Genomic DNA, 26,380 nt, shown 5'->3' with positions numbered 1-26,380 from the left:
CTTCTTATTTCACCGAAAAGCTACTTCGCTTTTCCGCAACGTTTCAGTGGCGAGTTGCATTACGAATCAAAAAAACACTATTTGCCCTTGCAAACAGTGTTAAGAAATATTAGTTTATTCCTACGTTAGAGAAGTCCTATGCTCAACTCATCCGATGAATTCTACTAGATTGTTTACAGCGGAGTATCTGTTAAGGTCCACTCTAATTCACCCTGATACGTCTCATTCACTTTGACATTCGGACCTGGCTTAACTTTTAACCGAATTCCTTCAGAATCTTTCCAGTTAATATGCACATTTTGATCATCTTCTGATTTATGACGATACACTAAAGAATTTTGATCGCTCAGTACAATATCCTGACCGCCCTTACTGTATACAAATCCATCTGATATTACATCATTTTCAAGAGACGTCAATGGTTTTACTTGCTTCACATAAATTTTCCATTCATTTTTATGTTGTCGCTGATCTGAAACAACAATCTCGCCTTGCATGCTACTGCGATTTACTATTTTTTCTCTAGATGGAATTGTAATGTTTTCAAAAGAAATTTTTTCTGGCGCAGCAATTAATTCTAAATTTCCTTCGTCAATCGTTAGATTTATCTTTTTCACAATATCTTCTCGCTGTTTTGTCAAATCTTTAGATAAGAACAATTCAACTATGTAGCTTCCTTTCTCTTGTTTTATTTGATCAAAATTACGGATTTGAACATCTTTTTCTCCATCATGATATTTAAAATCAGCTACATACCATGCTTTCACATGACTTTCATCTAAAAGGAATTGTCTAAACTCTTCTCTAGACATAGATTGTATATCATTTATACGGGCTTTAATATCGGTTGCATGGATTTCTCCAGCTGTAGCATGAACAACTAGTTCACTCTTAATTGGTTGACTCGTATTTCCATTGTCGTCTTCCAATACAATATACACTTCGTGTGTCCCCTCTTGTTTTAACATTGTCTGCAAGTCACTCGTATTCTTGTCACTCCATAAATAATTTATTTTCTTATTGTTCGGATTCGTATCTGATTCTTCTTTGATAAAATTTGATAGTGCGGGAACTGTAGTATCATTTAACGCTGTTTCTATCTTTTCTCCAGTACCTACAGGTGGCGTTGTATCTAAAACTTCTACTGAATATTCACTATATTTCCCTTCATTAAAAGCAAAAGCAACAATTTTATCTCCAGCTACAAAATGACGTGTAGGTGAAATTGTATACTTAAAGTTTCCTTCACTATCAGCTTTCACTGTGAAATTATCAGATATTTCTTTAGGAATATCCTCGCCTTGAACAGGACTTTTGATTGTATGATCCTTTTCCGTAAAAGAACTACCTGATAAGCGAACATACGCATTTGGTATAGTTTTCCCTACCACAATATAAGAATTCTCATCTTTCGGATTATCGGAAGGCTGATTCGTGATTTTCACATTACAATCAGGTATATGATCGAAAACGATTCGTTGTGCTTTAGCCGAATTAAAATGTTGCTTAAAGTCACGAAGCATGTCTTCATTTACTGATTGCGCTCTAATATTCCCAACCGTTGTATTCACATATGGAATTGCCATTCCAAAAATCGGTGTCCATTTATAATCAGGCGATTGAGTTATATTTCCTTTATTCCATTGATAGACACGTTGAACATCTACTTTCCATTCTCCTGAAGGCATTTGAATCAGTGCTGAAGGACTATTAGGATTTGTTAATTGCAAATCAATTTTCTTAGCATCTGAAAATTGAAAAGTTGATCCATTTCCCATATATATTAATCCATAATTGGGAGATGTCATATCACTTATCACTGTAAAAGTGCCGTTTTTCCCTACTTTAAATGTTCCTGCCCCCATATTCACAATCGCTGGAGCGCTTCCAGCATTCGTTCCTTTTACATTTAGATGAAAACTACCGCCATCATCTACAAAGAACTGACTGTTTCCTTCCATATAAATGGGACTTTCATTTCTACCATAACCAACTTCATCTTTTTGAATTTCAATATCTAGTACAGCATTCTTTTTAATCGATATCTTACTATTGTTAGCCATAGAAATCGCACTTGGGCGATATGCACGACCTGGTCCATTAATTATGTTCATATGACTATTTTCTCCCAGTGTTAGCGAACCCGCTCCATAGAAAAAAATAGATGGACTTGCATCAGTATCTGTATGATTTTCTGAAGCTGAATTATCAAAAAGGATAGAAACATCTTTTTCAATTTGAACATTTCCACCATTTTGAATAGCAAAATTCGAAACGGTACTATACCCATTCGCTTTAATTTTACTTCCTTCTTTCACAGTAACATCCGCAACTTCCCAGTTCGCTTGTCCTCGGACAGCGATTCCATCTGTTCCGTCACCATTAGAGGAGTTTACTACATTGTAAGTATATCCATTAATTGGTGAAGTGTATGAACCAACTTCATTATTTTCAATATTTCCTGAAAGAATTAATTTACTATTAAAGGAATGTAGCATTTGTGCCCCAGTATCCTTTACATTATGAAAAGTTATCTCTGAATTATTTGCACCAAAAGCCGTCGTAATAAATCCATACCAATTCCGATGGTAAATATTTAAGTTTTCAACCCTTATTTTACAATTTATACCATACAATGAGATAGATTCACTACCAGCATCAATTGTATGTCCATTCCCTTTTATTGTTAATTCGCGATTCACTTGATTATAATAGTTCTTAAATGTAACAGCACCTGAGTTAATATGATCCATTGTATAGAAATCCTGTGTAATATTGATTACTTGTATTTTAGGATTGTCCCAAGCAGCATGCCAAGTTTTCTCATCATATACATTTGCAATGTAATCCGCATTCTCGGGCGCTTGTTTTGTCTCATGTTTCTTATTTTCATCTAGTTGTAGATTTTCTTGTTTTGTTACATTTGTTTGTTCCTCAGACTTTTCCGGTGCCTTTGCTTTGGATTCTATTTGTTCTGCTTTTTCAACTTCTTTTTGTTTCACTTTATTTTTCATTTCCTTAGTAGATCTGTTATCTTCTGGACTCTCATTCTGTTGTTGAGTGAAAATACGTTTTTCTTTAAAATCAGAAAGCTGTTTTTCTTGTTCTTCCACTCTTAACACTGTTGCCTTTACTTTCTTATCTTGTCCTTTAGATTTGACAATTGGTGCAAATGTATATTCGCCAACTTTTTTCATTTGAATAACGAGAGAAACGTCACCTATATCATCACTTTTCTCTTTTTTAGAAATTTGAATTATTCGTTGTTCAGGTAGATATATAACTTGAGCCGCTTTATTTTTTTCATTCAGCTTGTTTGTTTCTTCTTCATTGAAGACTTGACCATCGGATAATGCAAGTTCAATACGAGAATCTTCTTTGTTTTTATTTGTAATTTTTAATACTACATTTTCATTCACTTTGATATTTTTCTTATCTATATCCACACTAAATGTTCCTTGCTTTTCATTCGTAGCAGCATAAACTTTATTTGGAATATAATCTAGTACGCTCGTTTGTGTAAAGAAAATTCCCCCCGTCAAAAAAAGAATCCCAAATTTCTTTATTATTTGCATCTTCAAATTCTCAACCCCCTTCCTGTTAAATTCAGCAATTTCATCTAGTATGAAAAGCAAAAAAGAATTTAACATCAGTAGCTTTTCATGAAGGAAGTCTCAACACCATAAACGCCTTATATATCATTTTTTACTGCTTTTTCTTTTGCGAACGTCTTCCTAACCAGAACATCAAAATTAATAAGAGAATGACTAGTACAATACCGCCTACAATGTAGTACATTGTATAATCTTTTTGTGCCTCGACAGCTGTTTCGTTTAACTCTTTTGCCTTGTCTCCTTCAATTGTAAATTTTTTCGTCCATTCCCATTTTTGATCGCCATCTGTTGCTTTCATTTCTAAACGATATGTTCCAGGCTCTAGCGCTTTGTTTTCCCAACTAATTGCGTAGTCAAAGTTTGAATTTGGTGCCATGCGTAAATCTTCTTTTTTTGTTTCATGTAAAATATTTTTCCCTTTTTCCGTATATACTTTTGCATCTACAGTTAAATGTTTTAACATTGCTGCTTTTGTATTTTGTAAGTTCGCTGTTACAACGTTGCGTGCATTTACTTGCCCTGGCTTAATGTCATTCAACTTTAAATTAGGCTTTACTTCATTGTTTGTTTCACTTAAGACAACACCAATTGCATATGCATATTTATTTTTAATCTGTACGTTATCAGATTTTCCCTTTATCTTCTCATCTTCTTTTTCTTTAAAATACAGTCCCCCTAATATTACACCATCGAATGGTTCGTTTGGCATTTCAACATTTACGTCTAATGTAACAGTACTTTTAGCAGGGATTTTTGTTTCTTTTTGTACTTTTGCAATTTTAGAAAATGGAAATTTAAGAGTGGAGTCAAATTTTGGATTTTTTGTACTATAATCTACAATTCCGTTACTATTCGTAATTGCTGTATTTGCATATGTTTCGACAATAACGTCCTTATCCGTGTCATTTTTCATTTGTACTTGAAGAGTCTGTTTTTGACCAGGCTTCATTTTTAAGTCAAAATAGCTTTGATTTTTATCAATTTGATTCTCTGGAATTACTGCGGTTACTGCAAATTTCATTTCTGCTGCATGTGTAGTAATATTTGTAACATGCAACAGAAATACTATGGCCAGTAAGCTACTTACTACTTTCTGCATACATTTCATACGATATCCCTCTCACATTTGTTATTTTATATAGATAAAGAAAGAGATAAAAATTGAAAATTCCTCTTTATCCCTTTCCTCATTCCCACTATATAAAGAACTATTACATAGGTGTCTCTTTTAACTCCCAAGTTAATGAAGTTGTATACATAGCTTTTTCTTTTTTTGCTTTACCTGGTACACTTAACTCTACGCTCTTCTTCGCTTCATCATTTGTTGCACCAAAAGCATTTGTCCATGTTCCCATACCTTGGTTTTCTTTAGCTGTAATAACATCAGAAGCTTGACCTGGAGTTAATTGGATCCCTTCCTGATTTGTTGTTGGCGCTGCATTTCCAGAAGCTGATTGTAATGTTCCGTTTTTCAATGTTAAAACAGCTCCTTCTAACTCTACACCTTTCTCAGTTTGAAATTGCTCGTTTTGTTTAACAGTCAACTTCCAACCTTTGTTTGTACCACGGTTATCGGTTACTTGTATATAGTTCGGTACTTCTAGTGTCTCTTTTGTACCTTTCTTAACAACTGTATCTAAGTTTGCATAATAGACTTCATTATTACCAGAGGCTTTTTGTTCTTCAAATTTGAAATTCGATACATAGTCAATGCTTAATGGACCATTTGTTCCTTGTTCATGTGGATTGTTCGGATCATCCGGCTTAACCGGCTCCACATTATCTCCTGGATTATTCGGATTTATTGGATCTACATGATCCGTATTTTCTTGAAATTTGATAAAAGCCTTTGAATTCATTGTTGCTGCTGCTTCTTCTGCAAATGCTGGTGCTCCTGCTGCTAATACTGCTGAAAATGATACGACTCCTGCTAATGCTACTTTTGTTAGTTTCATATTATTTTTCTCCTTATCTATCTTTTAACTTATTGAGGTGTATCTTCTAAAGCCCAAGTTAATGTTGTTTCATATTTTTCATCTTTAACTTTTGCAACTGCACCTGGTACAGATAACGTAATACTTTTTGCACCTTCTACTTCATCTTGTCCATAACGAGTGACCCATGTCCCCATACCTTTACCCTCTTTAGCAATTGCTACTTCTTGTGTAGCTCCATTTGGGTCTAATGCTACTTCTTTTACCTCTGGAGCATATTCCGCCCCAATTGTAGAGCTTGCAACTGGATTATGCAATTTCAGTTCTGCACCAGTTAACTCATTATTCCCTGCTTTAAATTGAGCATCTTGTTTTACTGTTAATTTCCAACCTTTATTTGTACCGCGGTCATCTGTCACTTGGACATAGTTTGGTATTTGTATTCCTTTTTCATCTCCTCCTTTTACTTTCACTGTATCTAATTGCGCTGTATACACTTTGTCATTCCCTGACATTTTTTGCTTGCCAAAATGAAAATTAGATACATAATCAATACTTAATGGACCATTTGTCCCTTGTTCATGTGGATCATTTGGCTCTACATCTTCTCCTGGTTTAACTGGATTTACTGGATTTACTGGATTTTCATTTTGTGTAAATGACACATCTGTATGTGACTTCATTGTTGCTGCTTCTTCTGCAAATGCTGGTGCTCCTGCTGCTAATACTGCCGAAAATGATACGACTCCTGCTAATGCTACTTTTGTTAGTTTCATAATTTACCTCCATTAATATGTTTTTTTTATTTATTTAACAGAAACATTTGTTTTTATTTCTCCTGTTACTTTTCGCCAATGCTATCCAAATTGCTAAGGCTACTAATATACTTCCCACTCCCATGTATATAAAGGAAATAGATAGATTACCTCCAGTTTTAGGAAGTACCTTCTTATTCAACTGGTTATCAGACGAATTATCAGTCGGCGTAGAACCATCTGGTATAACTACCGAATTTGGAATATAGCTATTTGAAAATCTAATTCCCGCTTTAGAATGCATTGTTTCTGCTCTTACTGTTTCATAAGAGGAAAATAGGGGAATTAGCATACTGATGATGAATAGCATTGCAACTATATATTTCTTGACCATTCTACTCTCTCCCTTTTAATTGATATATATCAATAAATACTTATTAGATATATCATTTTAAATTGGAGTATCTGTTAAGGTCCACTCTAATTCACCCTGATACGTCTCATTCACTTTGACATTCGGACCTGGCTTAACTTTTAACCGAATTCCTTCAGAATCTTTCCAGTTAATATGAACATTTTGATAGTCTGATGACTTTTGACTATGCACTAAGTAATTTTGATCGTTTAGTACAGTATCTACCCCATTTTGAGTGTATACTAATGCATCTGGCAATATATCCTTTTCATTCGAAGTTAATGGTTTCGCTTGTTTTACATATACGCTCCACTCTTTTCTATTTTCACGCTTATCTGAAACAACAATCTCGCCTTGCACGTTACTACGATTCACCGTTTTTTCTCTAGATGGAATTGTAATATTTTCAAAAGCAATTGTTTTGGGGACTTCAATGAATTCCAAGTTTCCCCCTATCACATTTACGGTAATGGTTTTCTTCACATTCTTAACTCTCAAGGTCACTGTATAACTTCCAATTTGATTGCACAGTCCACCGTTATCTACTTCCACTTGACTGGTGATATCTGTATTGCTAGGCAACTCCGTGGCTTCGGCTTTTGCTTCTTTTAAGATGAAAGTTTTCAATTCTTCTGGATTTGTTGGGATACTTCCTATCACCGTTGAAAAGTCATTCGCTTCTAAAGTTGCTTTAACTAGAGCATATATATGTGTAAATACTTGATTTTCAGGTAAAAATATGCCTGTAATCGGGGTATTCTTTACAACTTGATATCCCGGAATCTCAATCGGCTCCACACGGAATGGATCGGTGATAATACCCTCTACGACCGTATCTTGTACATTTGGAATAGGCTGATTCGTTTCTTTGTCAATATGTTGCACCTGGACTTGACTCAAATAGTTAACAAGAGTTGTCCCACTTGCTTTGGCATGATTTACATTTCCATCAACACTTTGGGACACAGTAAAGTCAATCGGATACATGCTATTTTGCTTTAACCTTGACTTATCAACTGGATTTGTTTCACTTCCTACAAAGTTATATATTTTTTTAAAAAAATACACATTATCATAAAAGTTTGGATTGTTTAATGTTTCTGGTTTCGCTGCAATTTTCGTCGTACCGTCTGAATTCTCTTCAAAGGTAAACCAATTTGAGCAATCTTTACCATGAATATTTTCCACAATCCATTTTGACTTTGCATATTGATTTCCTTCATTGGAAGTGAAGAGATATGATAATTGTTTAATGTACCTTTGTTGATTTAAGTATGGAACCGTTTGAATAAATTCAGCACTTATATTGGGGTCATTTGCAACTTGAAACGATTGATTATGTGCATCCACTTTTGGAGTTTCAACTTTTGGAAAAAAATCTGTCAAGTATCTTACTTCAGATTCGGTAGACTCTCGATTCTCTATATGCATTTTTAAATGAGTAACTTCCTTTGTAGTTAAAGTCAGTTTCTGTGGATCACCATACCATTCTTTTACATCAGAATGAAATCGATATGCTCCACCATCTAGCATGTCATACTGAATAGGTGAATCTTGTGAAGCGTACATATTGCTAATTGTTTCGTTAAAATTACGAATAGTAATATATTTTGCGCGGTTTACACCTTGATAATTTAAAGATGTTTTTATTGGAAATGGATTACCTTCTTCATCCAAAAATTCATACTCCATATCTACTGAAGATTTAGAACCGTCGACTTCTTTCCCCAATTTCAAATACAAAAACAAGTAAGCTTCAGTACTAGTCCACGATTCAGCTGAACTGTGATTTCGCAAAGTTACTTTTAATGTTACCGGTTTTCCTTTGTAGTATCCTACATTTGTAAAAGTTACTACTGCCGTTTTATGTGAATTATCAACAATTAGATTTTCCCACTTACTCCGTATACCATCTGATACAATAACTTTTGTTTTTGAAGTAAACCTTGCAACAAAGGCATTATCGCCAGGTATTACATCTGTTTTAGCATCCTTAAAATAACTTGATTGTTGAACCGGAATATTTTGAGATTGCACAGTAGATTTTTGGAGATTTTCTTTCAATTCTACTTGTTGACTTTCTTCCACTTTTCCCAAATCGTTCCCTTCAGGTTTCTCAACGATTTTCTTTGGATTTGTTTTTGCATTTTCAGAAACATTCACTTTAACCTTTGTCTCTATCTCATTGTTTTCTCGTTGTACTTTTGCTGTAATCGTATGTTCTCCAGCTACTTTTCCTGTAATGACGAGAAATACTTTTCCTACTTCAACACCTTCAGATGTTCTTTCAATTTTTATAACCGATTCATCTGTCATCTGAATGGTTCCAATTGCCGGATTTTTTTCATTTAACTTCGCTGTCTCTTTTTCATTCAACTTCATGCCATCAGGTAATACTACTTCGATCTTTTGGTCTTGCGTATGTATGCCTTCTAGTGTAAGCACAATGTTCTCATTTATCTTTACCTGATCTTTATCAGCTTTTATTATAAAATCTGATACTTGATTTTCTGTCATCGCATAAGCAATTGTTGAAAAAGAACCGAGTGTACTAACTTGAGTCAATATAATCCCACTGGCTAAACATATCTTACTAAGCTGCCTTATTCCTTTTTTCAATCTATCCCCCCTTTCCATTTATTTGATTTTATTATATAAATTATCCGAAAATTATAAAACGAAAAATGAGATTACATATCCGAAAAAGTTATGTGTTACCACGCAAAATACGAAACTTCTGATTTTTTCATCATTTTTATATCAACTATGCAGATAGGAACTATTTATTGCGATAGAGAACAAAGCGTCTTCACGCAAAATATAAAAAAGAGATCTTGCCCCATATAAATTGGAACAGGATCTCTTTTTTTCTTTCTATTTACGACTCAATATTATGAAACTGTTCTTACAAATCAAGAAAAGCAATTATCTTCAACTCTTTTGCCCTCTGAACAGCTGTCATTCGAGAAGTTACTTTTAATTTATGAAATATATCAGTTAATTTGTACTCTACAGCTCTTTGACTTAAATGTAAAATTTCAGCCAGTTCTCTATTCGTTTTTCCTTTACTTACTTCAATTAAAATTTTCTTTTCTTCTTCAGTTAAGGAAACTACATTTTCTACTTGCTCTTGTTCATTTATATTCGATACACTCTCTTTAATTCTCAACTGCTGAATAAGCTGATGTGGTAAAACAACTTCTTTTTTTACGGCATGCCGAATCGCATCTATAATTTGTTCTTCGAAATATGTCTTACTTAATACACCAAGAACTCCATTGTCAATTAATAAATTATAATGTGATAACACATCATATCCAGTGAAAATCAAAATAGATGCTTCTGGATGGATTGTTAATATTTTCTTAGAAAGCTCCAAACCATTTATATTCGGCATTTGTAAATCAATTAAATACACATCATACGTTTTACTTTGAAGTCTTTCTATCACTTTATCACTTTCGTGTAATACATCAACTGTTATATCATTATATTGCTCAATTAATGCTTTTGTTCCCAAACCTACAGCTACATGATCGTCTACTATTAGTACAGAAATCATCACTTTCATCCTTTCTCTATCCTTTAGCATTATCACATATCCTAAAATTTCACAAATACCTGTAAACCATCGTTAGGTTTTGAATCTATTGTTATTTCCCCATCAATACTTTGAATTCTCGTTATAATTCCTGACAATCCCAAAGTATTATACGAGTAATTAAAATGCTTTAAATCTATCCCTATTCCATTATCTGTATAGGTTAAAAATAACTGCTGATCTTTTTGAAATAATTTTATACTTACATTCGATGCTTTCGAATGTTTCAAAGCATTATTTAGAAGTTCCTGTATAATCCGGTAAATTGCTTGTTCATGCTCTGCACTAGGTACAACTATATGTTCAGGAATATCATAATAAAAAAAGAAAGTAGCCTTTAAGTTAATTTGTTTGAATAAGTTTAATAACGCTTGTTTTATTCCTAATTCATATAAAAATGGTGGCCTTAAGTGATTACATGTTTCTCGAGTCATGTAAATATGATCGAGTAATTGTTCTTTTATTTCATGAAGTATATGTTTCATTTCTTCATCTTGAATATGCTTATTGTAAGATTCAAACTTTCTTACTAAACGAATTTGATCTTGTAAGACCCCATCATGTATATCGCTTGCAAGATTTGCTCTTTCTTTTTCCGATAACTTGAACAGAAGTCGGGATAACCACATCGGAGGGTGTTCTATATTTTGTAAATCTTGTAATTGTTTTAATAAGTCTTCAATTTGATTCAAACATTCTAATAGCAAATCTGTATAATTACATAATGTCTCAACCCAAACAATCTCATCAAAGTTTAACGTTTCTTTTTTATTATTTTTGCACAATAAGATAATCACTTTTTCTGTCGTTGTAGAAAGAACAAATCCAAAATGTTCTTCCAACTTCATCATAGAACCAACTTTGTATGTTTCCAATTGGAAATCGAACAAACTGTCCAATATGGATTGAGGAGGAACATATTTACTCTCAAAAACATGAATAGATTTATTCTCCTTATTCATTTCTACATAGCATACCTCTTCCATTTTCAAGACATCAGAAAATTCTCTTTGTATGCTATAAGTCAAATTTGACAATTTATATTCATGTTTTGCTTGATATAAAAATCGATACAAACTAAACTGATAATTTTTTTGATGATGATATAAACTTTTTCTTAATTTAAAATCCAAGTAATCTTTTATAAATAAAAAGAAAATTGTTGCAATAAAAGTAATACAACTAAAGCGAATGGTATCTAATATATGATCTGCATTATCATTAAAAATAAAAATACCCAATATAGTTACAAATCCTGTAAAACTAATCGACAACATAATATAATATGGAATTCGTTGAATCATAAATTTAGCATCAAATAAATCTCCTGAAATCACCCAATAAAACATATATATTGGAATAAACAAAAAGAAAATCCCAATTGTTTCAACACTGATTATTTCTTTTCCATATATCATATCAGGAATTAAGAATAAACAAATAAACGGAATAACAGATGCAAAAAAGCTCATCACGATAACCTTCATAAATTTAAAATGATGACTATGTTTGCTTCTAAAATAAAACCTTACTAAAAGGTAGCCTGTTAATAAAAATAAAGCAATGCTTAAAGCGATTGTAAACATGACGGAAATTTCATTATACTTCATATAAACAACGATGTTTACTGCAATTAATACAATCATTATTATATCCAAAATTCTCAATTGTTCTCTTGTTAAAAATTTAATTTGATTATGTTTAAAATACAATTTCATAAATCTAATAAAGAAGGTAAAGGAAGAAACTAATGAGATAGAAGCGATAATAAAGGCAATTCCATCTTTTCGTTGCGCGGCTATAATACTAATGAAACTCATTCCCATCGCAATCAAAAAGTATAGTAAATCTTGTATACTATTATTCGTTTTAGGAACAAATATTAAAAGATAAAGAGCCATAAAAATACATGTAATATAAAATCCAACTGGTATTAATAGCTGGTAAAAAAGTTGCCTACTGTAAGGAACATATTGAATGTTATATTCTTTTACCTGCCCATCTTTTTGTATAGATATTTTTTTCGCCTGTTCAATGGCATGATAGGATGAAACTGTAAAGTGCTGACTCGGCAATTTATCATCTATCTTTTCTATTTTATCTCCTACTTGTATCCCATGCTTATGGGCCCAAGTAAATCTATGCACTTCGCTTACAATATAGTTTGAATTTAGCTTTATACCAACCTCAGGATATGTGAGAATTAAATGTATAAGATACCCACTAATAAGGAGAGAAAATACTACTATGAAATATTGAAATTTTTTCTTACTTATTTTTCTTATCATTTCATCACGTTCTTTCTTATTAATTTTTGAATATAATTGTTTGTTCCTCCACTTCTCCTCATTATCTTTTTTCATTTCATGCGGCATAGTATCAATTAAGCTCTCTAAAAAAAGAAAGAATAATCGCTTTTCTGTTTATATACATGCCTGCTTTTTCTAAATGAATATCATTTAATTACGTTTATAATGAGGATTAAGGGGAAAATCTTTATACGGTATATGAAAAGGCATAAGTGTTAAACAAATGCAAAGCTGTTCTACTCTTCCTACTACATACGAATAGCAAAACAGCCTGGGGAAGATTAAAACGAATAAAAAAACCGAATCGTGGATTTTTTCCATTATCGATTCGGAGACATTGCATATTGTAGCTGACAAAAAATCATTTTGAATCCTTTTTTATCAGATTTTTCATTTAAAACCGTTTATTTGTACTTTGAAATATTTTTAACTATTATATCTCCTTTTCTGTATAGGATACAAATTCAATTTTTTCCACTATACATATAATTTGTAAATAAGAGGATATTTTCCCAAAATTCATAATAATATTTTGAAATTAACCAAAAATTCCGTTGATTATTTTTGATTCCCTCCTAATTTTTTCATTCTACTTCAAGATAAGATGTAGCGAAAACATTCATTTTACAACATATACAAATGGTTATTTATATAAAAAGACGCCTCCTTTATTTAGGAGACGTCTCTGTTATTATGCTTGATATGCACTATATAACTCTTCAAGTGGCTTCATGATGATTTTGTTAATGTCGCCAATTACAACATTTAAGCGTTGTTCTGCTTCCATTAATTTTTTTATGTGTTCATTTTGCTGTATTAAGTCGATTACTTCTTGTGCTTTTTTGTTATCTTCTTCTGTAATTTCTTGACCTTGCATCATTTTTTGTTGAATTTCTAATTGCATGTTACGGAATGTATCAAATAATTGCTTTGAATCTGCGTCTCCTTGCACTTTTGCATAGCTTTCTTTTAGCGTTTTGAAATCTGTATGATCTGCGATTGCTTTTTGTAGACCATATGCTACATCATGAATATTTTTTGACATTATTATTTTCCTCCTTTAGCAGGTTAGCGCTTTATTTCAGCTCTATCCCTTTTCCATACGCACCTTCTTACAATATCAAACTATGCAAGAGATGTGAAGAAATTTCACTTTATTTACAATCCTTACATAAGGAAAAGCAATAATATACCTTGCATGAGTCCAATTGTTCCTCCAAGTAAAGCGCCTAAATATGTAATCATTTTTAACTCATTCTTCGTAATGGATAAAACGAGCTCCTCTAATCTTTCTGTAGAAAATGTAGATACTTCTTGTTGAACAACCTCCGCAAGACGGAATCTTTTCAATATATGTGCTGTATTATTTACTCCCCAAGTTAATCCTTTTTGCACTATATTCGGTACCAGTGTTTCGACAATGTTCGTTCGCACAGGTTCACATATCTTTTGAACAGATTGATTAAGAAATCCGCTTACGATATCTCGCGTTTTCGTTGTTGATACAATGTATTTCACAATCATTTCTTTTTCAATAAAAGACGCTAATTCTTTCACTTCTCTTCCTTTAAATTTCTGCCATTCTTTTTGTAAAACATCACGTAACAGTTGCTTCGTTCCTTCCTGCTGTAAAAACTTAATCACTTCCGGCTGCACACGATCCACTACACTTACGTTTCCTAAAAACATCCCGACTATATTTAATAATGTACCTCGGGAAGCAAAGAAATCATCAATCATTTTTTGCAGTCTTGCTTTTCCCTCATCACTTTCAAAAAATTGAGTACCTCTTGTTAAAATAAACGTTGCCGCTTTTGGAATCATTTCTTCCACTTTCTCATGAACGAATTGAGGTAAAGCTTGTTCCCACGTATATGTATAATACTTTGATACAAATGTATCTACTTTTTTCATAAGCATCTCTTCTATTTCTTAAACAGCCTTCTCTTCGACATGTGCCAGTTCCCATTTTTCTAACACATCTCGTAACGACCGCTCATTCATAAGCAGTTTATCAACCTCGATTTGTGCCCACTGTATCATTTCTCTTTGAAAGTTTTCATCTGTTAATTTCTTTCCAATTCCTTCAGCGGTTAATAAATGATCGACAACCATTTTTCCTAATTGCACCGCTAGTTCGTCGCGACGCTTCGGTATTAAGCCTGGTGTAAATGGCACGCGAAATTTTCCAATATAGATCGGACGATGAGGACGAAATAACATTTTAATAGCGAGATGGTTCGTATATCCGCCAATTATCGCCCCTAATCCTGTTGTAGTTAACATATTTAGCCAAACATTCATTATAATCTCCCTTTCGTTTCTCCAAGTATATAGCTAAGAAAAAATAGCATATCGTTATATGGACAACAGTATAATAATATAAAAACTTACTGATTATGTACATCTTTTCTCATTGCTAGCATCATAGGCAAAGGAGTGATTTCGTTGGTTTTCGGACTTTTCCCGTCAAAGCTTTATCATGAATGAACGTACTACACCGAAATCGCTAAAAAAGCATACCTTTCTTACAATGTTGTTGCTCAGTTTACTCTATTTGATATCAATTTAAACACTGAATTGATTACAGGTCTTATGTATGACACAGATGCAGGAAATTGGAACTTTCTATTATAATGGACAGAAATGGAGCGATTTGGTTTATACATGTGAATCTAAGACCAGCTTATGAACTTTAGGACAGTAACAACCCGATTGATGAGAGTTCATAATCAGTGGGGATAAAAAAACTCCCACTGATTCAAGTTCCCTTTATCCCTTATAAACAAGCTTTAACCGAAGACATCTTTCATAATCCGCTTCGGGTTAGTCGCTTTACTCCATAATGAAGAAAGGAGGTTATTTCATTGAAAGAACAAACCTATACACTACACATTTCAGAAAAACACCCAAATTCGATAACATTGCCTTACATATTCTCTAACAATCGTTCCCTTTCATCTCTATCTTTTGGCATTCGCAGCGTTTCATTTACAAATATTGAGACGCACTATACGCTTGCAAATGAAATTACAATTGGAGAGCAACTTTCACAAAATCTTCTGCTTCCCCCAGTGCCAACGATTCACGCCTTTATGCAAGAGGAAACGATTATCCTTGGTCCGTTACTTGGCATTTTCACGACTGGGTTCACTGAATCAAAGATGGCACCTTTAGGAAGCCGTTCCACTATTTTTACTGATTTACTTATGCCATCCTTCACATTACAGCCGTTCGCTTTTTTATTTGGTCCGCAGCATATCGACTGGGATGAAGAAACAATTGATGGATTATTCTTTTTGGAAGGAAAATGGGAGCAACATACAATTCCATTCCCAAATGTCATTTATGATCGCTTACCAAATAGGAAGGCAGAATCTTATAAACCTATCGCTCGAGCAAAAAAACGATTGCAAACCAAATATACGATTCCGTGGTTTAATCCTGGTTTTTTTGACAAATGGGATATTCATAAACTACTGATGAAAGAAGAAAACATTGCTTCTTTCTTACCTAGAACAGAATCATTTCAACACTTCGAACAAGTAGAAAGATTTTTATCCACCTATAAGTATGTCTATTTAAAACCGATGCATGGTAGCTTTGGGCGAAATATTTATCAAATTTTTTATTCGCAAACAGAAAACAAATATTATTGTCGTTATCGTCAAAACGAACAAAATAAATTTCGAAAGTACAATTCTTTAGAAACACTTATGAACCATATTTTAAGCGGACATGACTTAAAGCAATTTATTGTGCAGCAAGGCATCCCTTTATTGCGTTTTGATGGCCAACCGATGGATTTTCGCATTCATACAAATAAAAATCATTTTGGAAATTGGCAAGTTAGTACAATTGTTGCCAAAGTGGCCGGCAGAGGTAGCATGACAACCCATATGAATAGCGGTGGAAACGTGAAACTTTTACACGAAATTTTCGCAGATCCAACAGAACAAGTTCGAATAACGAATATATTGTCTCATGCTGCCTTAACGCTCAGCTCTGTTTTAGATCAACATATTTTAGGAAATATTGGCGAGATTGGCTTTGATATTGGTTTAGATAAAGACGAAAACCCGTGGTTATTTGAAGCAAACTCAAAACCAGGCCGAAGTATATTTCAAGAGGAGAAATTAAAAGAACAAAGCGAGCAAACGAGACAATTATTTTATGAATACGCCTTATATTTGACTGAACATGCTTTTGCATTCCCAAAAATAAAGACGCAAAAAAATGAAACGGAGTTACCTAAAACGGACTTACCGTCCACTCCGCTCATTTTAAAACGAGAACGGTAAGAAACAGGAGCTTTATGATGGCTCCTGTTTTTATTATGTTATTTCCTATTTGTATCCTCTTAGTTAGTATGCCCCGCGAAGTTCGATCACCATTTCAGTATCTATATTACATGTTGCACAGTAAAACAGATGCGTGCAATAGCGCTCAGAATTCTGTGCTGTTAAACCATCTACAGCAGTTAATAGCTCTTGATCCATATAGGGGCTGTAATCATCTATATAATCCACAACTTTTCCATAATCTTGGAGTACATTTTGACAAGTTGGACAAGAATATGTTTGAGCATCTAATGCATTACAAAGTGGACATATCATCATCATTCCTCCGTGTCATTCGCCAATTAAGGCATCTTTATCATTAGTGTGACCTTCTTTTCTAAAAATACAACGTTTGCTGTTTTTTTCAGCCCACTTCTTTTTTACAAAATTTACAAATTATTATTTCGCATATCTTTCTAGGTAACATCCATACTATGAATACATTCACCTCAAACAATGGATTAGCGCCGAACGGGGCGATTCTCTGGTTCAATCCCAGCTAATCCAACCAAAATTTTCTATACTCTAAGGAGGATATATTCCTATGGCAAACCAAAATTCTTCAAATCAACTAGTAGTACCAGGAGCAACAGCTGCAATTGATCAAATGAAATATGAAATCGCTCAAGAATTTGGTGTACAATTAGGAGCAGATACTACAGCTCGTGCAAACGGTTCTGTTGGTGGCGAAATCACAAAACGTTTAGTTGCAATGGCTGAGCAAAGCCTTGGCGGATTCCAAAAATAAATATATATGGCAAAAAAGGTCTCAAGGCATTCGCCTTGAGACCTTTCTTACTACTGTAGCATTTGTAAAAATTTCTTTGTACGTTCTTCTTTCGGATTTGTAAATACTTCTTCTGGATCTCCTTGTTCGACGATCACACCGCCGTCCATAAAAATCACCCGTTTCGCAATTTGATGAGCAAAGCGCATTTCATGCGTGACAATCACCATTGTCATTCCTTCTTTTGCCAGTTCTTTCATTACTTTTAAGACCTCTTGTACAAGTTCAGGATCTAGCGCTGATGTTGGTTCATCAAATAGTAACACCTCCGGCTCCATCGCAAGTGCACGTGCAATTCCGACACGTTGCTGCTGACCACCTGAAAGCTGGAATGGATATAAATCCATCTTGCCACCAAGACCAACTTTTTCAAGAAAATACGCTGCTTTTTTCTTCGCTTCTTCTTTCCCCATCTTTTTCACTGTGACAAGCCCTTCCATTACATTTTGAAGCGCTGTGAAATGAGGAAATAAGTTATGATGTTGAAACACCATACCAGTTTGTATACGAAGATTAACAATATCCGTCTTTGTAACCTTTTTTGAGAAATCTAACTCTTTTTTACCGATGCGAATCATGCCTGCACTCGGTGTTTCTAGCACGTTCAAACAACGTAAAAATGTTGTTTTACCAGAACCAGATGGCCCAATAATGACAACAACTTCACCTTTTTCAACGGATAAATCTATATGCTTTAGTACGGTATTTTCACCGAAACTTTTTTGTAAATGTTGAATTGAAATCATAAAAATAAAAACTCCTTTTATGAAAGGATTATTTTAGTATATAGCGTTCCGTACGTTTTTCTAATATTTGTTGCACAATGGATAATAAGAAACAAATCACCCAATACATAAGTGCAGCTTCGAAATATACAATTAAAAACTCATAGTTCATCGCTGCAATTTCCTGCGCTTTTCGAAACATCTCTGTAACTAAGATTAAGGAAGCAAGTGATGTATCCTTCACTAAACTAATAAAGGTGTTTGAAAGCGGCGGAATGGATACGCGCGTCGCTTGCGGTAAAATAATACGTTTTAACGCTTGCGTGTACGTCATACCCATTGTGTAAGCTGCTTCCCATTGTCCTTTCGGAATGGACAAAATAGAAGCGCGAATAATTTCAGATGCATATGCACCAACGTTTAATGAAAATCCAATTACTGCTGCTGTATATGGATCAATTTCGATTTGTAAAGTTGGAAGACCATAGAAAATAAGAAACAATTGTACAAGAAGTGGTGTTCCGCGAATAATAGATACATAGATACGAGCAATCCATTGTAATATACGACTATTTGAAATGCGTGCAAGTGCCGTCAAAGTCGCCAAAATGAGACCGATGATAAATGTTATAATTGTCAATGGAATTGTCGTAAAAATGGCTTCCTTCAGCATAGGCATGAAGGAAGCTTGCATAATATCCATCCACGTAGAGAAACGATCTAGGGTGAATACATTACTTAGATACATTTTCACCGAACCATTTTTTCGCTATTTTGTCATACGTACCATCTTTTTTCATATCTTCTAACGCTTTATTTACTTCTTGTACTAATTTACCGCTGCCTTTGCGGAATAAAAATCCACTTTGTGATGCTTCTTTTTCTGTATCTACAATTTTAATGTTCGCATCTTTTTTCGTTTCTAAATAGTTCAGTACGGATAACTTATCATTAATTGTGAAATCAACGCGTCCAGAATTTAATAATTCAGCAGCTTGGCTAAATCCTTCTACACCGACGATTTCTGCGCCATTTTTCTTAGCGATGTCCGCGTAGTTACTTGTTAAAGATTGCGCCGCTTTTAGCCCTTTCACATCGGTGAATGTAGCTGGCTTATCTTTATCTTTCGCAATAACTAACGCCGCTGAAGAAGAAACATATGGGTTAGAGAAATCATATTTCTTTTGGCGGTCCTCGCGAATTCCTACTTCATTCGCCACCATATCAAAGCGTTTTGCATCTAAACCTGCAAGCAAGCTATCCCATTGCGTTTCTTTAAAGACAGGCTTTACACCTAAACGCTTTGCAACTTCTTCTGATAGTTCAACGTCAAATCCAGTTAATTTATTACTCGTATCATGGAATGTAAATGGTGGGTATGTACCTTCTGTACCAATTACAAGTTCACCGCTTTGTTTAATTTTTTGTAATGCATCTTGACTAGCTGTATCTTTTTTCTCTTCTTTGCCACAGCCTGCCACAATCCCAACTGCTAAAGTAGCTACCGCAAGCACTGAAAATAATTTCTTCATGATCTAATCCTCCAAGTATTCTGATAGGAATTTTAAAAAACTATATTGATTGTATGCAATCTTGAACAATTTTTCAATGAAAATGTTCGTCATTAGTGTATCCTTTTTCTTCATAATCAAACAAAAAACACATATTACACACAAAAAATAAGTAACATTTTTTAATATAGCATTAATTATAACGAAGGTAAAACAATACCTCTTCTCTCTATACAAAAAAATTCTCTTTTTCATCTAAAAAAGAAAAAGCAATACAAATAAGATATAAGATTTCTTCATCTCATACCGACCAGTCGACAAAATCCACACCTTTTTCTCTATTAAAAAAAGAGCTTACTACAGAAGCAAGCTCCTTCAACATATCATAAGGAATAGAAAGCGTGATAAATACTCTTTGAAATTTAAGCACTTTGACTTCCTTCTAATTGTGTTTTGTACATTTCATAATAGCGCCCTCGTTGTTTCATGAGTTCATCGTGCGAACCTTTTTCAAGAATTCGGCCGCGATCTAGCACAATAATTTGGTCTGCACTTTTAATCGTCGACAGGCGGTGGGCAATAATAAAAGTCGTTCTTCCTTGTTTTACTACTTCTAATGCCCTTTGAATCATCGCTTCTGTCTCCGTATCAATACTAGAAGTTGCCTCATCTAAAATTAAAATAGCTGGATCAAAAGCTAATGCACGCGCAAATGATATTAATTGACGTTCCCCAGCCGAAAGCGTACTCCCTTTTTCTGTAATTTCTTCATCTATATGATTCGCAAATCGCTCAGCACCAACGTCTCGCAATGCTTTTATAATCCGCTCCTTTGAAATGTTTGGATTTTCCAAGCTTACATTAGAAGCAACGGTTCCACTAAATAAAAACGGATCTTGCAAGACAATACCCATATGTTCACGAAGCGCCTGTTTTGGCATCTGCTTCACATCGTGACCATCAATCGTAAGCTTCCCTTTTTGAAACTCATAAAATTGAAACAGTACGTTCATAATCGAACTCTTTCCGGATCCAGTATGGCCGACAAACGCTACCGTCTCACCTTGCCTTGCTTCAAAGGAAATGTTTTGTAGCACGTCGTCTTTTCCATTATAAGAAAATGACACATTATCAAATTTCACATGTCCACATAAGCGCGGAATACGCTCTTCCTTGAGCACTTCTCCTTTTTCCTCCAATAATTCAAAGACTCGCTCTGAAGCAACGCGCGCTTGTTCTAAGTTAGCAAGCTGGTTCATCATATTCGTAATTGGCGAAAAAAGCCTTGTTAAGTAGTCAATAAATGCATATAAAACTCCTAAAGAAATTATCCCGGCAGCGCTTAAAGAAGCACCTCCAAAATACCAAATCACCCCTGTAAAGGCAATATTTCTTAATACACCGACTAAATTATGTGACGTTGCTGCATTTAAGTTTAAAATTTTATTTTGATATTTAAAATAATCTCTGTTTAATTGTTCAAACTCTTGTTGTGTTCCACGCTCTTGGCGGCACGCTTGAATCATCGTCATCCCTTGAATCGATTCATTGACCATTCCATTAATATCGGATAAACGAGAGCGCATTTTATGATTGTATACAGAAGCATACTTTCGATAAAGAACCGCCCAAATGATTAAAATGGGGATAATGAGTAAACATAACAGCGCTAATTTTATATCGAGTAAAAATAACGCCACGAAAATCCCAATAATATAAATAATACTGGAAGCAAATGTTGCGAGCACCGTTACATATAAATCACGAATCGCCTCTGTATCATTCGTAACGCGAGAGACAATTTTCCCAGCTGGCAAACGATCAAAATAGCGAATCGGCAATGTTTGAATATGAGAAAAGACATCTTCTCTCATCATTTGAATAATTTTATTCGCTGCTTTCTGTAAGAAAAACTGCTTTCCATATGAAAATAAGGATACAACAACTAATAAAGCAAAATATCCACCACCAAGCAGTAGGAGCCTTTTTATTTCTGGCTTATAAAACGCGTATATTTCCTCTTTTGTTAATGGCTTCGCTTTATATACTTGCACCGCTTTCCCATTTTGAATGGTAACCATATTATTTTTTACAACGCGTGACCCTTCGAGATTCATTTTACTCGGTACAAAATAGTACTGAAACCCAACTTGAATAACGTGAACTTCTTTTCCCTTTTTCTCGCCTTGTTGAAAGCGGTCACTCCGCTTATAGTAAGCACCGTTATAGAAAACGGTATCATCGCCCTTTCCTGTTTCATACCACGGCTTTTCTATTCCAACAATATGATCATCAATCATCGTCTTGGCAACGAAAGGACCGGCGAGCTCAGCGATAACAAAAATAAATAACATCGCTAGCGCTGCAAAAATCGTACCTTTTACCTTCATTGCGTATTGAAATAATCGCTTGGAAATACTCATATTTTCACCCCACCTTCTATCATTTCACCTTGCTGTCTTTCAAACTGCTTTCGATACCATCCTCCATTTTGGACAAGTTGTTCATGCGTTCCTTCTTCAATGACCTCACCGTTATCCATAACAAGAATCCAATCCGCATGTTGCACAGCAGATAAACGGTGCGTCGTTATAATAGTCGTTTTTCCGCTTCTCTCCGTTCGAATATTTTCAATAATCGCTGCTTCTGTTCGCGCATCAACAGCCGATAACGAATCATCTAAAATTAAAATTTCCGGATTTTGAATAACAGCTCTTGCAATCGAAATTCGTTGTTTTTGTCCACCAGATAAAGAAACTCCCTTTTCTCCAACGAGCGTTTCTAAACCTTCAGGTAAAAATTCTAAATCCTTTTTAAACGCAGCAATTTCAATCGCTTTCCAAAGATCCTCTTCGCTCGCTTCTCTATTTCCAAATAAAATATTTTCTCTTGCTGTTTTTGAAAATAAAATATGCTCTTGTGGGACATACCCAATCCAACTTCGTACTTTTTCAATTGGAATTCGATTAAGTGGCACATTGGAAATGGTAATGTTTCCTTCTCCAAGTGGGTATTCACGAAGAAGCTGTCGTACAATCGTCGTTTTCCCGCTTCCTGTTTTCCCAACAATTCCAAGTGTCTCTCCTTGTTTTAACGAAAACGATACTTGCTTTAAATTTACTTTTGCTGATGAAGGATAGGAAAAAGAAACATGATCAAACTGAATCTGCTTCGGTTGCTGAATCATCTGTGGGTTCTGTGGATTTTTCACATCAGGCTCATACGCTAACGTCTCATTCACGCGATCTAATGAAGCATTCCCGCGCTGCATAACATTAATTAATTCACCGATTGCAAACATCGGCCAAATCATCATTCCTAAATAGACGTTAAACGAAACGAGCTCACCTAGTGTAATTGTTGTCTGAAACACAAGATATGCCCCGTACACTAAACCAATTAAGTAACTAAGACCAACAAGCATTTTCACAGTTGGCTGGAATAACGCATCGATGCGAGCTACTTTCATATTTTTTTCGTACACATCATCTCCTAAATGTTGAAACCGTTCTTGATCTGCCCTTTCTTGAACATACGCACGAATCACTCGTACACCAGCAATCGATTCGAGTACTTTATCGTTCATATCTCCGAAAGCATCTTGAGCAATTGTAAATCTCTCATGCAGTTTCTTCCCATATACATTCATCGCATATGCCATAATCGGAAGTGGGATAAGCGCCGCAAATGTAAGTTGCCAACTAATGGAAAACCCCATCATAAATACAATAGTGAGCATATATAAACTTGAATCAACGAGCGTTAATATCCCGAATCCAGCTGTGATGGAGATTGCTTTTAAATCATTCGTCGCGCGCGCCATTAGATCACCTGTGCGATTTTTTTGATAAAAGGTTGGCGTCATTTTCAGCAAATGCCCCATAAATTTTGAACGCATCGTTTTCTCGAGTACAAATGCCCCACCAAATAATTGATGTTGCCAAATAAAGGTCAGAACATATCCACCGATTGTAACTCCAAATAAAACCCAAATATACGCAAGAATCGTTCCATTTGTTAAAGATCCTGTTTTTATTTGATCTATCGTTAAACCAAGCACTTTCGGAGGAATAATCTCAACGATATTAACAATTAAAAGTGCTCCAATTGCAATGCTGTACCTCTTCCAATGTTCTTTAAAGAACCATCTTAACTTTTGTAATACTGAAAACAATGTAATCTCTCCCCTCTTATTCCAGCTTGACTGCAAGCACTTTTAGATTAAAAAACATACATCACATGTTTTCACCTTCTCTTTTTTATAAAGTGAAACCTACATGAATGAGGATTTTCTCCATCCCCTACTGATTATGAGCCTTCACCAATCGGGTTGTTACAGACAATAAAACTCCCGCCCCCCTCTTCTTTGCTTCCTCCCTGACTCTTGCAACGGTCGTCTTACTGCCCGAAAATAGCAGATAAAAGCCATAAAAAAATATAATAACCCCTCATTATAAAGACAAAAAAAACGCATACCGCCGCTTGACGATATGCGAAAATGCATAAAAGCGTACGTTACGATATTACGCAACGCACGCTTTCAAAAACAAAAAAGCCTTATCTTTCCGTACAGGTTGCGCAATGATATGAATGTTTCATTTCAACTTTTCCTACAGTTAACTTCATCATATTTACCATTACAATCATCACGCACACCTCCTTCTTTCATTTTCTATTTTTTAATTTTATAACTTAGCGGACTTTTCTGTCAATTATTTTTTTACATAATTGTAAAATAAACTTGAAAGAATACTGTATTGATATAACAATGACATATTCTATATGCGACTTGAAAAGGAAAAAAATGATTGTAAAAAAGAAATATAAAATATATTTTTAATAAGAAATCGTTTTCACAAACATTTTATTTGAAATATATTCTTAAACCGCCTACAATCACCATATACTCACTCTTACAAGTTGCTATTTTAGGAGGACTAATCATGACAACTAGCAATACGTACAAATTTTATTTAAACGGAGAATGGAGAGAAAGCTCTTCTGGTCAAACAATTGACATTGTATCTCCGTATTTACACGAAGTAATCGGTAAAGTACAAGCAATTACTCGCGATGAAGTAGACGAAGCGATTGCATCTGCAAAAGAAGCACAAAAAGATTGGGCAGCGGCATCTCTACAAGATCGTGCAAAGTTTTTATATAAATGGGCTGATGAGCTCGTAAATATGCAAGATGAAATTGCCGATATTGTAATGAAAGAAGTCGGTAAAGGTCATAAAGATGCGAAGAAAGAAGTTGTTCGTACAGCAGATTTGATTCGCTACACTGTAGATGAAGCACTTCATATGCATGGCGATAGTATGATGGGCGATAGCTTCCCAGGTGGTTCGAAATCGAAACTTGCAATTATTCAGCGCGCACCACTTGGCGTTGTGTTAGCCATTTCACCATTTAACTACCCAGTAAACTTAGCTGCTGCAAAAGTTGCACCAGCTCTAATTATGGGGAACGCAGTTATCTTTAAACCAGCAACACAAGGTGCAATTAGTGGTATTAAAATGGTTGAAGCGCTTCATAAAGCAGGACTTCCAAAAGGACTTGTAAACGTTGTAACAGGACGTGGTTCTGTAATTGGCGACTACTTAGTCGAACATCCTGGCATTAATATGGTATCGTTCACAGGTGGTACAAATACAGGTGCTCACTTAGCGAAAAAAGCTGCTATGATTCCACTTGTATTAGAACTTGGCGGAAAAGACCCAGGTATCGTATGCGAAGATGCTGATTTAACTGAAGCTGCAAAACATATCGTAAGCGGTGCATTCTCATATTCTGGTCAACGTTGTACTGCAATCAAACGCGTGCTTGTACATGAAAATGTAGCGGACGAGCTTGTAAGCTTACTAAAAGAGCAAGTTGCTGCATTATCTGTTGGTTCTCCAGAACAAGATAGTACAATCGTTCCATTAATTGACGATAAATCAGCTGATTTCGTTCAAGGTTTAGTTGACGATGCAGTAGAAAACGGCGCAACAATTATTATTGGTAACAAACGTGAGCGCAACTTAATCTATCCAACAATTATCGATAACGTAACAGAAGAAATGAAGGTGGCTTGGGAAGAACCATTTGGTCCAATCCTTCCAATTATCCGCGTTTCTTCTGATGAAGAAGCAATTGAAATTGCAAACAAATCTGAGTTTGGTCTACAAGCAAGTGTCTTCACAAAAGACATTAATAAAGCATTTGCAATTGCAAACAAAATCGATACTGGTTCTGTTCAAATTAACGGACGTACAGAACGCGGCCCTGACCACTTCCCATTCATCGGTGTAAAAGGCTCTGGTATGGGCGCACAAGGTATTCGTAAAAGCCTTGAGTCTATGACGCGTGAAAAAGTAACTGTATTAAACTTAGTTTAATCTTAT

At 34.7% G+C, this 26,380-nt stretch carries 18 protein-coding genes and 2 pseudogenes; 4 read left to right on the top strand and 16 right to left on the bottom strand.

Features of this window, described 5'->3' with window-relative positions:
• Positions 1 to 173: 173 nt before the first annotated feature.
• From MR059_RS15910 to MR059_RS15865, 10 genes and pseudogenes are all read right to left on the bottom strand, one after another.
• The gene (locus MR059_RS15910) at positions 174 to 3,575 is read right to left on the bottom strand and encodes a pectate lyase-like adhesive domain-containing protein (protein ID WP_306464849.1); all 3,402 of its coding nucleotides are present in this window, start codon (positions 3,573 to 3,575) and stop codon (positions 174 to 176) included.
• A gap of 130 nt (positions 3,576 to 3,705) precedes the next feature.
• Positions 3,706 to 4,722, bottom strand: a complete 1,017-nt coding sequence (locus MR059_RS15905) for a WxLIP family cell surface protein (RefSeq protein ID WP_011983802.1) — start codon at positions 4,720 to 4,722, stop codon at positions 3,706 to 3,708.
• A 103-nt stretch (positions 4,723 to 4,825) separates the two neighbouring features.
• Complete coding sequence (locus MR059_RS15900) at positions 4,826 to 5,569, bottom strand: WxL domain-containing protein (RefSeq protein WP_011983801.1); 744 nt, start codon at positions 5,567 to 5,569, stop codon at positions 4,826 to 4,828.
• 29 nt (positions 5,570 to 5,598) lie between these two features.
• Positions 5,599 to 6,324: a WxL domain-containing protein gene (locus MR059_RS15895; protein WP_011983800.1), complete on the bottom strand. Its 726-nt coding sequence runs from the start codon at positions 6,322 to 6,324 to the stop codon at positions 5,599 to 5,601.
• 34 nt (positions 6,325 to 6,358) lie between these two features.
• Complete coding sequence (locus tag MR059_RS15890) at positions 6,359 to 6,697, bottom strand: LPXTG cell wall anchor domain-containing protein (RefSeq protein ID WP_041809474.1); 339 nt, start codon at positions 6,695 to 6,697, stop codon at positions 6,359 to 6,361.
• Positions 6,698 to 6,754: 57 nt separating this feature from the next.
• Positions 6,755 to 9,337, bottom strand: a complete 2,583-nt coding sequence (locus tag MR059_RS15885; RefSeq protein ID WP_011983799.1) for a MucBP domain-containing protein — start codon at positions 9,335 to 9,337, stop codon at positions 6,755 to 6,757.
• A gap of 286 nt (positions 9,338 to 9,623) precedes the next feature.
• The gene (locus tag MR059_RS15880) at positions 9,624 to 10,280 is read right to left on the bottom strand and encodes a response regulator transcription factor (protein WP_041810229.1); all 657 of its coding nucleotides are present in this window, start codon (positions 10,278 to 10,280) and stop codon (positions 9,624 to 9,626) included.
• A gap of 41 nt (positions 10,281 to 10,321) precedes the next feature.
• Positions 10,322 to 12,607 (bottom strand): sensor histidine kinase, encoded by a 2,286-nt coding sequence (locus tag MR059_RS15875; protein WP_041810227.1) that lies wholly within the window; start codon positions 12,605 to 12,607, stop codon positions 10,322 to 10,324.
• Positions 12,608 to 13,319: 712 nt separating this feature from the next.
• A complete protein-coding gene (locus MR059_RS15870) occupies positions 13,320 to 13,673 on the bottom strand; it encodes a YlbF/YmcA family competence regulator (RefSeq protein WP_011983796.1) in 354 nt (117 codons plus the stop codon).
• Positions 13,674 to 13,795: 122 nt separating this feature from the next.
• Positions 13,796 to 14,932: pseudogene (locus tag MR059_RS15865) on the bottom strand (DUF445 domain-containing protein).
• A 144-nt stretch (positions 14,933 to 15,076) separates the two neighbouring features.
• Between MR059_RS15865 and MR059_RS15860 the strand changes: the two are divergent.
• Positions 15,077 to 15,250 (top strand): annotated as a pseudogene (locus tag MR059_RS15860) (YheC/YheD family protein); the annotation flags it as partial.
• A gap of 245 nt (positions 15,251 to 15,495) precedes the next feature.
• Entirely contained in the window at positions 15,496 to 16,929 is a 1,434-nt protein-coding gene (locus MR059_RS15855; protein ID WP_011983794.1) for a YheC/YheD family endospore coat-associated protein, read from the top strand.
• 63 nt (positions 16,930 to 16,992) lie between these two features.
• Here the strand turns inward: MR059_RS15855 and MR059_RS15850 are convergent, their stop codons facing one another.
• Positions 16,993 to 17,247 carry a hypothetical protein gene (locus tag MR059_RS15850; RefSeq protein WP_011983793.1) on the bottom strand — a complete coding sequence of 85 codons (255 nt, stop codon included), beginning with the start codon at positions 17,245 to 17,247 and terminating at the stop codon, positions 16,993 to 16,995.
• Positions 17,248 to 17,512: 265 nt separating this feature from the next.
• On the opposite strand from MR059_RS15850, the gene sasP reads away from it, so the two are divergent.
• A complete protein-coding gene (sasP, locus tag MR059_RS15845; protein WP_011983792.1) occupies positions 17,513 to 17,716 on the top strand; it encodes a small acid-soluble spore protein, SasP family in 204 nt (67 codons plus the stop codon).
• Positions 17,717 to 17,766: 50 nt separating this feature from the next.
• Here the strand turns inward: sasP and MR059_RS15840 are convergent, their stop codons facing one another.
• The 5 genes from MR059_RS15840 to MR059_RS15820 all read right to left on the bottom strand — a co-directional run bounded on the left by MR059_RS15840 (position 17,767) and on the right by MR059_RS15820 (position 24,165).
• On the bottom strand, positions 17,767 to 18,501 hold the full coding sequence (locus MR059_RS15840) for an amino acid ABC transporter ATP-binding protein (protein WP_011983791.1): 735 nt from the start codon (positions 18,499 to 18,501) through the stop codon (positions 17,767 to 17,769).
• Positions 18,502 to 18,529: 28 nt separating this feature from the next.
• A complete protein-coding gene (locus MR059_RS15835) occupies positions 18,530 to 19,174 on the bottom strand; it encodes an amino acid ABC transporter permease (protein WP_370684819.1) in 645 nt (214 codons plus the stop codon).
• Between the two features lie 40 nt (positions 19,175 to 19,214).
• Complete coding sequence (locus MR059_RS15830; RefSeq protein WP_011983789.1) at positions 19,215 to 20,012, bottom strand: amino acid ABC transporter substrate-binding protein; 798 nt, start codon at positions 20,010 to 20,012, stop codon at positions 19,215 to 19,217.
• Positions 20,013 to 20,413: 401 nt separating this feature from the next.
• Positions 20,414 to 22,414: an ABC transporter ATP-binding protein gene (locus tag MR059_RS15825; protein ID WP_011983788.1), complete on the bottom strand. Its 2,001-nt coding sequence runs from the start codon at positions 22,412 to 22,414 to the stop codon at positions 20,414 to 20,416.
• A complete protein-coding gene (locus MR059_RS15820; protein ID WP_011983787.1) occupies positions 22,411 to 24,165 on the bottom strand; it encodes an ABC transporter ATP-binding protein in 1,755 nt (584 codons plus the stop codon). Before MR059_RS15820 ends, MR059_RS15825 begins: the two co-directional genes overlap by 4 nt.
• A 769-nt stretch (positions 24,166 to 24,934) precedes the next feature.
• Between MR059_RS15820 and MR059_RS15815 the strand changes: the two genes are divergently transcribed.
• On the top strand, positions 24,935 to 26,374 hold the full coding sequence (locus tag MR059_RS15815) for an NADP-dependent glyceraldehyde-3-phosphate dehydrogenase (RefSeq protein ID WP_011983786.1): 1,440 nt from the start codon (positions 24,935 to 24,937) through the stop codon (positions 26,372 to 26,374).
• The last annotated feature ends 6 nt before the right edge of the window (positions 26,375 to 26,380 follow it).

Source organism: Bacillus cereus group sp. BfR-BA-01522 (assembly GCF_022662635.1).
GTDB classification, from domain to species: Bacteria; Bacillota; Bacilli; order Bacillales; family Bacillaceae_G; genus Bacillus_A; species Bacillus_A cytotoxicus.
The sequence above is the reverse complement of the archived record's forward strand: the minus strand, read 5'-3'. Positions and strand labels throughout refer to the sequence as shown.

Excerpts from the sequence above, each read along its gene's own strand:
- MR059_RS15910 (WP_306464849.1), bottom strand. The coding sequence starts at position 3,575 with ATGCAAATAATAAAGAAATTTGGGATTCTTTTTTTGACGGGGGGAATT.
- MR059_RS15850 (WP_011983793.1), bottom strand. The coding sequence starts at position 17,247 with ATGATGATATGTCCACTTTGTAATGCATTAGATGCTCAAACATATTCT.
- MR059_RS15890 (WP_041809474.1), bottom strand. The coding sequence starts at position 6,697 with ATGGTCAAGAAATATATAGTTGCAATGCTATTCATCATCAGTATGCTA.
- MR059_RS15835 (WP_370684819.1), bottom strand. The coding sequence starts at position 19,174 with ATGCAAGCTTCCTTCATGCCTATGCTGAAGGAAGCCATTTTTACGACA.
- MR059_RS15880 (WP_041810229.1), bottom strand. The coding sequence starts at position 10,280 with ATGATTTCTGTACTAATAGTAGACGATCATGTAGCTGTAGGTTTGGGA.
- MR059_RS15900 (WP_011983801.1), bottom strand. The coding sequence starts at position 5,569 with ATGAAACTAACAAAAGTAGCATTAGCAGGAGTCGTATCATTTTCAGCA.
- MR059_RS15830 (WP_011983789.1), bottom strand. The coding sequence starts at position 20,012 with ATGAAGAAATTATTTTCAGTGCTTGCGGTAGCTACTTTAGCAGTTGGG.
- MR059_RS15875 (WP_041810227.1), bottom strand. The coding sequence starts at position 12,607 with ATGATAAGAAAAATAAGTAAGAAAAAATTTCAATATTTCATAGTAGTA.
- sasP (WP_011983792.1), top strand. The coding sequence starts at position 17,513 with ATGGCAAACCAAAATTCTTCAAATCAACTAGTAGTACCAGGAGCAACA.
- MR059_RS15895 (WP_011983800.1), bottom strand. The coding sequence starts at position 6,324 with ATGAAACTAACAAAAGTAGCATTAGCAGGAGTCGTATCATTTTCGGCA.
- MR059_RS15870 (WP_011983796.1), bottom strand. The coding sequence starts at position 13,673 with ATGTCAAAAAATATTCATGATGTAGCATATGGTCTACAAAAAGCAATC.
- MR059_RS15815 (WP_011983786.1), top strand. The coding sequence starts at position 24,935 with ATGACAACTAGCAATACGTACAAATTTTATTTAAACGGAGAATGGAGA.
- MR059_RS15825 (WP_011983788.1), bottom strand. The coding sequence starts at position 22,414 with ATGAGTATTTCCAAGCGATTATTTCAATACGCAATGAAGGTAAAAGGT.
- MR059_RS15905 (WP_011983802.1), bottom strand. The coding sequence starts at position 4,722 with ATGAAATGTATGCAGAAAGTAGTAAGTAGCTTACTGGCCATAGTATTT.
- MR059_RS15840 (WP_011983791.1), bottom strand. The coding sequence starts at position 18,501 with ATGATTTCAATTCAACATTTACAAAAAAGTTTCGGTGAAAATACCGTA.